We start from the raw sequence: 10,519 nt of genomic DNA on the forward strand, positions 1-10,519 counted from the left end.
AGATTAGCGGGTTAATACTTGCGCCAATTCATCATATAAAAAAATAGCACTTTTAATTGCCTTAGAAAAATCAGAAATTGATAAGCTTTCATTTTCAGAATGGGGATTTGAATAGGGGTCCTCAATACCTATTAAAAGCGCTGGCACACCGCCAAGAGCTTTTACAAAAGGCTCGACAAAGCCAATTGAACCACCCGCACCAATAGCTAAAGCCTGATGTTGATAACCTTTTTCGAGTGCATGAAAAGCGGCGGCGAAAACAGGGTGTTCGGTATTCGTTGTCCAAGGGGCTGCAGCAGCTTTTATTTCTACATCAACCAAAACGCCCCAAGGGGCTTGATCGATTAATGTAGATTTTAGATTTTGCGCCACTTCGTTAGGATCCATATTAGGAACTAGACGCATACCGACACGTGCCCATGCAGAATGGTTAATAATATTGCGCGCATCTTTACGATTAGAAGCGCAAAAAGCATTTACCGCTAAGGTTGGCTGCCACCAATTCATTTCCCACGGATGTTTATCACCCAGTAATTCAACCCCTGCGAGCATTCCAGCTTGCATGCAAAAATCATTCCTGGCTGTTACTGGCAACTGTGCAATAGACTCTTTAGCTGCTTCACTTAAAGGTGCAACTTTATCGTATATACCAGGCAAATTGATACGAAAGTCATCATCAACCAGCGAAGCCAGCATTTTGTTTAAGGCAAGTACCGGATCGGGAATTGGTCCACCCCACAAGCCCGAATGAACGCTTTGCTTTAACGCTTTAACTTCAACATCGGCAATTACAATACCGCGTAGTGCTACCGTTATAGAAGGTGCACCCGTGTCGAAATTCCCAGTATCAGTTATGATTATGGTATCGGCATCGAGACGATTGCGGTGGTTCTGTATGAATTGTTTTAGGTGGGTAGAACCAGATTCTTCTTCTCCTTCAATTAATAGCTTTATATTTAATGGAGTTTCGCCGACGCTTTTAATCCATGCATTAACCGCCGCGGCATGCACCATTATACCTGCCTTGTCGTCGGCAGTTCCACGTCCAAATAGTCGTCCATTTTCAATAGTTGGCTCAAAAGGAGGATTTAACCAGTCTGAGGGGTCACCTGCAGGCTGTACGTCATGATGTGCATATAAAAGTAGTGTTGGAGCACCTTCTATATGTTTACATTCTGCAAATACATAGGGGGGCGAATCATCAGCCTTTAAAATATCAACATGATCAAAGCCATAGCTTTTTAATAACTCTGCTATTGCTTTAGCGCTTTTCTCTAAATTAGTTTTATCAAATCCATCAAATGACACACTGGGGATACGCACAAGGTCTTTTAACGCGTTTAGATAAGCATCTGCATTGGCTTCATAGTAAGAAATAGCCTTTGATGCTTGTTTATCAGTCATGGTTAATGCACTCCTTCAATAAATAAGTTTAAGGTAACTCATTAATGTATCCCGTTGATATTTGAGAACTTTTGTCGCATCAAATTTTAAAACGGCGCATAAAATTGAATTGTAGCTCCGTCATTCATCGGGGCAACGATTAGTGTTGACTCTTTGTCAACAAATGGTATCCAACTAGGCCATTGTTCACGACGAATATAATCCCAGGCATAAAGGGTTGCGCCAATCGCCAATAGGCTCCCTCCAACAATATAGCTTACTTTTTCTATGGACTGCGCGGTTTTTTGATTTTTAGCCAGATGCTGCAGCTTTGTTGCTTTATCAATGCAAGCTTGTTGTGAAAGCTCAAAGCAGCTGTACACATCATTTCCTAATGGGCGCAAGTTCAAAACTTGATCATGTGCATCATTATTCAAACTAGATACCCGCCAAGCAAAAACCGATCCGGTTAATATACCAACTACACCAGCGCCCATTAAACTCAGGCCACTATAATAACGCCATGATGGTTCGCGCGTCTTATTTTCTTCTGCAAGGGTTATGGTTGTTGTAGCCGATGGATTTTCAGTGGTTGAGGTTTGGTCAGTAGTTGATGAAGTTATATCAGACAAATTAATACCTGTAGCGGCCAAGGTAGTTCCTTGTCTTTGAATAAATATATTCGTACGTTTACCATCAACTACTTCAATTTCTTGTATTAGCGGTTCACTGCCTTCCTTTCTTAATGAAATACGCCTAGTCCCTGCAGGGATGCCAATAAGTGGTCCTGATAGCGGCGATATCGCAACGGGTTCACCATCAATTCGTAGTTCTATGTAAGGCTCATCAATGTGAATGTATAACTCACCTGTACCTGCAAGTGATTCAAGTTGTTCAACTTCAACACTAACAATATTGGTTTTGGTGAGATCGACTTTTATCGTTGAATTACGTTTATAAATTACATCAACGAATTGATATATATCAACAAATCCTAGCTTACTAATATGGAGTATATGAGGCCCAGCTTTTAAAGATGTTAATGAGTTTTTAAGAGGAGTAGTGCCGACTAATTTGTCATCAATATAAACATCAGCTTTTTGTTGAGTGCATTCAATTTTTAAAGAGCCCACATAAAAATCGGGTTTTAACAACTCTACTGCCAAATGATGCAATTGTTTGCTACGTTTACTTTGCTCATCTGCAAGTGATTTGGCGATTCGATTTACCTCAATACCTGATTCGGTATCGATAATCCTAACCACAATATTTAAGGTACCGCCAAAATAGGCTAAACGTGTTTCTAAAAGCATATGAGCGCCAGCGTAGCGACCGGCATCAGCAAGACAAATAGGATCGTAGTTGCATTTTTCAGGATCAAGATCAAAAGCGGCCATATCAGCATTTACATCAGCAGGAGATATGGCTCTCATACCAAAGGTTTCATCGATTTCATTAATTAGCGAGAGTTCAATTTCATGTATAATTTCGAAATCAATGTTAACACCCTGTGGTGCTAATACAGCTACTGCACGATATTTTGTGGGTAAATCTCTAAGTTTAGGTGTTTTATTAATATTCTTTTTCTTTTTTGATAAAGTTCTATTTTTTAAATACCACTGACTCTGTGCGTTATTTGTTCGGTTAGCCATATTTTCTTTTTTAAGTTCGTTTGTATTTTTCTTTTTTTTCTTGCGCGATTTGAGTTTACCTTGGGCGATCAATTTGGCATCAGAGCCCCATATAGAAGATGTAGAGGTTAAGGTAATTTCTACTGGAGCAGAGGAGAGCGCCAATTTGGATACAACGGTAAATGCTATCATTGAGAAAAAGGCCATTACTATATTAATACCACAGCCTTGACCATAGCAGCGAGCCCGCGTAAGGTTGCGACCCCCAACGAATTAAAGTTTTTGATATTTTGAGATGTTAAAAAAATGACTCAACGCGATGAATTATATGAACAACGTGTCCGTAAGTTAGAATTTTTACGTGAACGAGGCTTAGAACCATACGCAAATGATTTTAAGCCTGATACACGCATTATTGACTTTGCACGTCTGTATGGCCACGAACTTTCAAATGAAGTTCTGCAAACAAAACAAGTAGAACACAAAATTGCCGGTCGCCTTATGGCATTAAATACATTTGGCAAGGCAGTTTTTTTACGTATTCAAGACGGCACCTCTGATGACAGTTTAGATGATGGTCAGCCAATTGGTCGTTTGCAACTTTTTGTGCAGAAAAACCAAGTTGGTGAAGAACAATTTGAACTACTTAAATTTGCAGACATTGGCGATTTTATTGGTGTAATTGGTACAGCAATGCGTACAAAAACCGGCGAGCTAACGCTACGTGTCAGTAAGCTGCGCATTTTAACCAAATCACTAAGGCCGTTACCTGAAAAATGGCATGGATTATCTGATGTCGAAACTCGTTATCGTCAGCGCTATCTTGATTTAATTGCTAATGAAGAATCACGTCGAATTTTTCGTTTGCGATCAAAGTTAATCGACTACATTCGTCGATTTTTTATCGATCGTGAATTTCTTGAAGTTGAAACTCCAATGATGCAGCCAATTGCGGGTGGCGCTGCAGCTCGACCATTTATAACACATCATAATACTCTAAACATTGATTTGTATTTACGCATAGCTCCAGAATTATATTTAAAGCGTTTAGTAGTTGGTGGCTTTGAGCGTGTTTTTGAAATTAATCGTAACTTTCGTAATGAAGGTATCAGCACCGTACATAATCCTGAATTTACTATGCTCGAATTTTATCAAGCATACATTGATTATTTAGATCTAATGGATATTGGTGAAGAGTTAATTTCAGGGGCCGCACAAGCTGTCTTGGGTACAACCGACATAGTGTTCGGTGAACATTCAATATCGCTAGCGCGTCCGTTTAAACGAATGACTATGATGGAAGCTATTGCTGCTTATGGCGGACCTGCACCAGAAGAATTACGTGATGTTCAAAAGGCATTTGCTCATGCAAAAGCAGTAGGAGCAAAAAATGACGGTTTAAGCCATGGTGCTGCAGTAGTTTACTTGTTTGAGCATTTTGCTGAATCAAAGTTAATTCAACCAACTATTATTTATAATTTCCCATTAGATGTATCACCATTATCACGTAAAAAAGTAAGTGACCCATGGCTAGTTGATCGCTTCGAATTATTTGTTGCCGGGCGTGAGCTTGCCAATGCATTTAGTGAATTAAATAATCCTATTGACCAAGAAGAGCGTTTTGAGTCGCAAATAAAAGCAAAGGCTGCAGGCGATCAAGAAGCTCATGAAATGGACGAAGACTATGTTCGTGCGCTTGAGCAGGGTATGCCTCCTACAGGTGGTTTCGGTATGGGTATCGATCGCTTAGTTATGTTGCTTACTGGCTCTCAGTCTATTCGTGACGTAATTCTTTTCCCTCAACTGCGGCCGAACTCTTGATTTGGGCAATATTAATCATATCTAGTATTAATCTAATACTAGCACCTCTGATTGGGCGTTGGTTAAAACGACATCAAGGTTCTATCGGCATTGCTGTGCGATTATTCGGTTTGTTATTATTCTTAGCTTTAATTTTATGGGTAATATTTCATCAGTTTGATTTATCGATTGAACGCAACGCAACTTTACTTTGGGCATTTGCATTTATCTCAGCAGCAACAGTAGGTTTTTTAGGTTCACGATATTTGCAAAAAATGCCAAATAGGGAATTATTCGTAGCTTTGTTGCTATTAATTGAGGTTATGTTTATTGCTGCATTATTTAGCGCGAATACAAATGGTTTAGCATCACCGCATTTTCGTGCGCTTTTAGTGACTCCGGCAATTTTACCATTATCTAGTTACTTTGGTGCATCAATAGGTCATCTCACCAATGGCAGTTCAATAAAGAATTTTTTTGGATACGAAAGTTTTATTGCTAGAAGGTTTTTACTTTCTCGTGCTTCACAAGTGCTATCTACAGTTACAAGTATTTCAGTAATTGGGGTGGCGATTGGTGTTTGGTTAGTTATTGTAAGTTTGTCAGTGTTATCTGGATTTGAAAATGATTTAAAACAAAAAATCATTGGCGCTACTGCACATATAGTTGTGCAAAGTAAAGATGGATCCCCATTTAAATCAGATACTGATGACCCCTTAAATATTATGAAGACCCCAGGAGTTATTGCGGTAAGCCCAATTATTGAAGGTGAAGCTGCTGTTTCGAGTCGTTCAAATTATACCGGCGCTATTGTATTTGGCATTAATCCTCAACGTGCACGCAAGGTATTAGGAGTAATGAATGAAGTAGCCGAAGGTTCAGTTACCCCAGTACAAAATGAACTTTTAGCACCGACAGTAAAAACTGACACTATCGACACCGAGTTTCCACCACCAAAACCCTTACCGAATATTATCATTGGTGTTGAGATGGCTAAGGGGTTAAATGTATCAGTTGGTGACCGCATTAATCTCATTTCCCCACTTTTAGAAACTATTACACCAATTGGGCCTGCTCCAAAAAATGCTACATTTAAAATTGCTGCAATTTTCTCAAGTAAAATGTATGAATACGATGCTCGCTATGTATTCATTTCACTTAATGCTGCGAGACACTTTTTTGAATTAGCATCAGCAGAATTGACTGCAATTCAAGCGGCAGTTGATGATCCTGAGAGTTCTGATGTAATCGTAAAAACTATTTCGCAAAATCTTCCTACACGTTTTGAAGCTCTCGACTGGAAAGGAAGAAATCAAACTCTTTTTTCATCATTGAAATTAGAGCGCGTAGTCGCTTTTGTTGTGTTAGTTTTCATCATTTTAGTTGCCAGTTTTGCCATTGTTAACACTTTAACTATGTCTATTGTTGAGAAGAAAAAAGAAATCGCAATTTTAAAAACTATGGGGGCAAGTGATAACGGCATAATGAAGCTTTTTTTAATCCAAGGTCTAATTATTGGGGCCTTTGGCACATTATTAGGAGCAATTGCAGCAATGATCTCGATATTCTTGCTGCAACAGTTCGGATTCGCTATTCCAGGTGATGTTTATTATATCGACTCGCTACCCGTGCATTTTGATGCAATTGACGTGGTAGTTGTGATTTTGGCCGCGCTTCTTATAGTTTGGGACTTCGCGGTTTTTCCGGCATTGCATGGTGCAAATTTATCGCCGGTAGAAGGGTTGCGTGATGTCTGAGCTCATTGCAGCGCGAGAGCTTTGTAAATCCTATAAGAAGGGCGACGAAATTATTAACGTTTTACAGGGGACTACTTTCTCCATTCCCGAAGGCTCGATGGTTTCGATTATCGGTGCTTCGGGTGCTGGCAAGAGTACCCTTTTGCACTTATTGGGTACTTTAGACGCACCTGATAGTGGAGATATTATTTTTCGTGGCAAAAGTCTTACCGGGATGAATGCCAGTGAACTAGCTGATTTTCGCAATAATACTTTAGGTTTTGTCTTTCAGTTCCATCATTTGCTTTCTGAATTTACTGCTTTAGAAAATGTAATGATGCCTGCGTTAATTCGTCGTAATTCAAAAAACGAAGCGCAAAATTTAGCGGCAAGAACTCTCACAGAGGTAGGTCTCGCTAAAAGAATGCTACATAAACCTGGTGAGCTTTCTGGTGGTGAACAACAACGAGTAGCGCTAGCTCGAGCTTTAGTTCTTTCTCCGCAATTGATTTTAGCTGACGAGGTTACTGGTAATCTTGATGAACGCAATGGTGAAGAAATACATGAATTGCTTTTTACAATTAATCGTGAACGTGGCGCTACATTAGTTGTAGTTACTCACAATCGTAGTCTTGCTGATCGCATGCCGTTACGACTCGAGCTAAAACAAGGCTCGGTGAAGGAGCGTAGATGAGCTCGCCCGGGCAATGTTTAATTATTATTTTTAGTTTTTTATTTATTATAGCTGCACCAAATAATTATTTGTTAGCGGCAAAAAAACAAAATGATAATGTTATTACTGCAATTGCACTTGAAGGTAATCGTCGCGTTGAGAAAGAAGCGGCCTTTGGTGATTTAAAAAGCAAAGTCGGATCGGTTTTAAATGATGATTTGCTTACTGAAGATTTGCATACTATATGGCGAACCGGATTTTTTCGCGACGTCAGCATAGAAAAACAAAGATATAAAAATGGCTGGCGCATACTATTTATTGTTAGTGAAAGACCTTCTATACGTAAAATACAATATGTAGGCCGCAATAGTATCTCTGAAGAAGATATTCAAGGCGTGGTAGATGTTAAACCGTATACTATTCTTAATATAGAATTATTGAAGAAAAACGTTGAAAAAATAAAAGAGCTTTACGTACAAAAAGGTTTTTATTTAGCCAAAATTTCTTATCATACCGAAGCTGTGGAGAACTCTTCAGACGAAGTAGATGTATATTTTGATTTGGTTGAAAACTCGCGTGTTTCAGTACGCGAGATTAGTTTTTTTGGCAATAAACACTTATCTTCTGAGTTTTTAAAAAGTGGCATTCAAACTCAAGAGGGTAGTGAGGTGCCAATTCTCTCGCAATCAGGGACCTACACAGAAGAATACTTTCAAAATGACCTGATGCGTATTCAATCTGCGTATTATGATAAAGGCTATATAAAAGTTAAAATAGCTGACCCAACTATTACAATGTCTCTAGATAGGCGATTTATTTATTTGAGTGTTGGGATAACCGAAGGCAAACAATATAAAGTAGACAAAATTTCTTTTTCTGGCGATATCGATTTAAAAGACAAGCAAGGTAACATTGTTATTGATACAGAACATTTACGCAATAATGTTTCGTTAGAATCTAATGAAATTTTCAGCAGTACTAAACTGCATAATGATATGAATAATCTTGCGGATCTCTATCGCGACCGTGGCTACGCCTTTGCTAATGTTACTCCAAATTCGGCTATCCATGATGATAACTTAACGGTTGATCTTGATTTTGAAGTACAACGAGGTGATCTCGTTCATTTCGAACGTATCGAAATTGTTGGTAATACTCGTACTCGTGATCGAGTAATTAGGCGAGAACTTAAAATATACGAAAGTGAACGTTATAGCTCGACAGCTCTTAATCAATCGCGGGCAAATATTTTTGCTTTAGGTTACTTCGAGACCGTTAATATTTCGACTACACGTGGGTCGCGACCAGACCTCATGAATGTGCGCATAGAAATCAAAGAAAAAGCCACTGGTTCGTTTCAAATGGGTGCAGGCTTTTCTAGTGTCGAAAATTTCATGCTGCAGTTGCAAGTATCTCAAAATAACTTTTTAGGTTATGGTTGGAGTATGGCGCTGTCGGCGCAATTAACTTTATCTTCGGGCCCGTATTCTCACAAGTTAGTTTCAGCGCAATTTTATAATCCTTATTTTATGGATACCAAATGGGCGCTTGGCGCTGATGGCTATTTAACTCAGCGTTTTTATCCTGAATTTGAACGTCGAAGCACTGGCTTATCACCACATTTAGGCTATCCGATTACTGAGAAAATTCGACTAGTTGCTGGGTATACTATTGAAAAAGTAGAAGTTGATTCTTCAAGCGACCAATTAATGTATGGGTTAGCGGTTAAGGGTATTAATTCGGCAATTAAAGGAAGTATTTCATATGATACCCGTAATAACCGATTATCACCTACATTAGGGCAATTTCATTCAATCACCGGCGAAATATCTCATCCGTCACTTGGTTCATCCACCGAACTTTCATTTATGCGTTATGGGATCACCATGCGCTATTATCATCCTTTGATTTATTCGTTTGTGCTTAAATTAAATGCAGAGTTTGGTTACGTAACTGGGGTAGAAGGGCGTGGCGCGCCGCTAGGTGAGCGCTTCTTTCCAGGTGGTATTTTTTCTGTTCGTGGATATGAACCGCGTGGCCTAGGTGCATCAGTGCCCACCGTATCAAAAAACAATCCCAGCTCAACTACCTCAGCGTTTACAATTGGCGGCAATAAACAAGCTATATTCAATGTCGAAGTTGAAGTACCATTAATTGAAGCTGCTAATATTAAAGGTGTGGTCTTCTTTGATGCTGGCAATGCCTTTAATGATGACCAGAACTTCTTCTATATAAACACCAATAAAGACCTTATACCTAATGTGTATCTCATGCGCTCCAATCGTGAGATATCACCACCACTTGGATTATTTTATTCTTTTGGTTTTGGTATTCGTTGGTTTAGTCCTATTGGTCCGTTGCGTTTTGAGTGGGGTATACCGATTACCAAACCGTCACCTACATCTCGATCAAGCATTTTTGAATTTATGATTGGCAGCTTTTTTTAGCGATATTATTTACAGATGAAAAGCGCTGTTTAGTCATGTGCGACTGCACAGTAATTTTTTTTTCTCGAAAGTAAATATGACATAGGTTAAGATAGCTAGGTCTCTTTATTTTTTAGTAGCTACAAAAAGTACTGTCATTTTTAGCTTAATGATCCGTTAATTAGAATTGGTTGATCTTTTTAGTGTTGGCAAGTGAGCAGGCACAAAGGAGAAAAGTTAATGTTCACCAAAAAAATAGTAGCTACGTTTTTTATTGCTGTAGCTTTTGGGGTTGGCTGTGGCAGCGATAGTAAAAAAAATGACGAAGCAAAAACAACTCTAACTATCGCTCATTATCTGGCTGCAAGCAGCGAACTTGCGGCACTACAGGTGATTATAGACGCATTTAAAGTTAATCATCCAGATGTGAACATTGTAACCAAGCAGATTCCTATGCCTCCAGCTCAAAGTGGACTTGTGCTAATGGGTCTAGAAAATCCAAAGTGTGCTACTTGTATACCCATTGAAAAAGGTGGGTGGGATATAGCCATACAAACCCATAATACCTGGGCAATGAATTCTGATTTTAAAAATCAATTGCTCGATCTTAGTGGTGAAGAAAAGCTAGCCACAGTTAAAGATAAATTTTTACCAAAAGTACAAGCAAACATGATGCCTGAGACCAAGTGGCTCGGTATGCCAATAGGCATCGCCCGTTTTAATACAGCTACCTACAACCTTGCAGCACTTGCTAGCCTTGGCTTTGATACACCGCCAAGTGATATGGGTGCGCGTTCAAAAATTGCTCAGGCCGATTAACCGTTTATAGTTAGTTGAAATATCAAGATAATTTACAAAAAGTACACGTAC

The 10,519-nt window shown here is 39.1% G+C and carries 7 protein-coding genes; 5 read left to right on the forward strand and 2 right to left on the reverse strand.

From position 1 onward, the window contains the following. Window positions 1–3: 3 nt before the first annotated feature. Window positions 4–1,404, reverse strand: a complete 1,401-nt coding sequence (locus JW841_01750) for a M20/M25/M40 family metallo-hydrolase (GenBank protein MBN1959644.1) — start codon at window positions 1,402–1,404, stop codon at window positions 4–6. An 86-nt stretch (window positions 1,405–1,490) separates the two neighbouring features. Next, on the reverse strand, window positions 1,491–3,221 hold the full coding sequence (locus JW841_01755) for a PEGA domain-containing protein (protein ID MBN1959645.1): 1,731 nt from the start codon (window positions 3,219–3,221) through the stop codon (window positions 1,491–1,493). A 99-nt stretch (window positions 3,222–3,320) separates the two neighbouring features. On the opposite strand from JW841_01755, the gene lysS reads away from it, so the two are divergent. The 5 genes from lysS to JW841_01780 all read left to right on the forward strand — a co-directional run bounded on the left by lysS (window position 3,321) and on the right by JW841_01780 (window position 10,468). Continuing rightward, window positions 3,321–4,835, forward strand: coding sequence for a lysine--tRNA ligase (gene lysS, locus JW841_01760; protein ID MBN1959646.1), 1,515 nt, complete (start codon window positions 3,321–3,323; stop codon window positions 4,833–4,835). Further along, window positions 4,832–6,571 (forward strand): ABC transporter permease, encoded by a 1,740-nt coding sequence (locus tag JW841_01765; protein MBN1959647.1) that lies wholly within the window; start codon window positions 4,832–4,834, stop codon window positions 6,569–6,571. The genes lysS and JW841_01765 overlap by 4 nt, the downstream gene beginning before the upstream one ends. Then, window positions 6,564–7,244, forward strand: a complete 681-nt coding sequence (locus JW841_01770) for an ABC transporter ATP-binding protein (protein ID MBN1959648.1) — start codon at window positions 6,564–6,566, stop codon at window positions 7,242–7,244. Before JW841_01765 ends, JW841_01770 begins: the two co-directional genes overlap by 8 nt. Continuing rightward, entirely contained in the window at window positions 7,241–9,670 is a 2,430-nt protein-coding gene (gene bamA, locus JW841_01775; GenBank protein ID MBN1959649.1) for an outer membrane protein assembly factor BamA, read from the forward strand. The genes JW841_01770 and bamA overlap by 4 nt, the downstream gene beginning before the upstream one ends. A gap of 219 nt (window positions 9,671–9,889) precedes the next feature. Beyond that, window positions 9,890–10,468, forward strand: a complete 579-nt coding sequence (locus tag JW841_01780) for a hypothetical protein (GenBank protein MBN1959650.1) — start codon at window positions 9,890–9,892, stop codon at window positions 10,466–10,468. Window positions 10,469–10,519 lie beyond the last annotated feature (51 nt).

Source organism: Deltaproteobacteria bacterium, assembly GCA_016931625.1.
Taxonomy (GTDB): Bacteria; Myxococcota; XYA12-FULL-58-9; order XYA12-FULL-58-9; family JAFGEK01; genus JAFGEK01.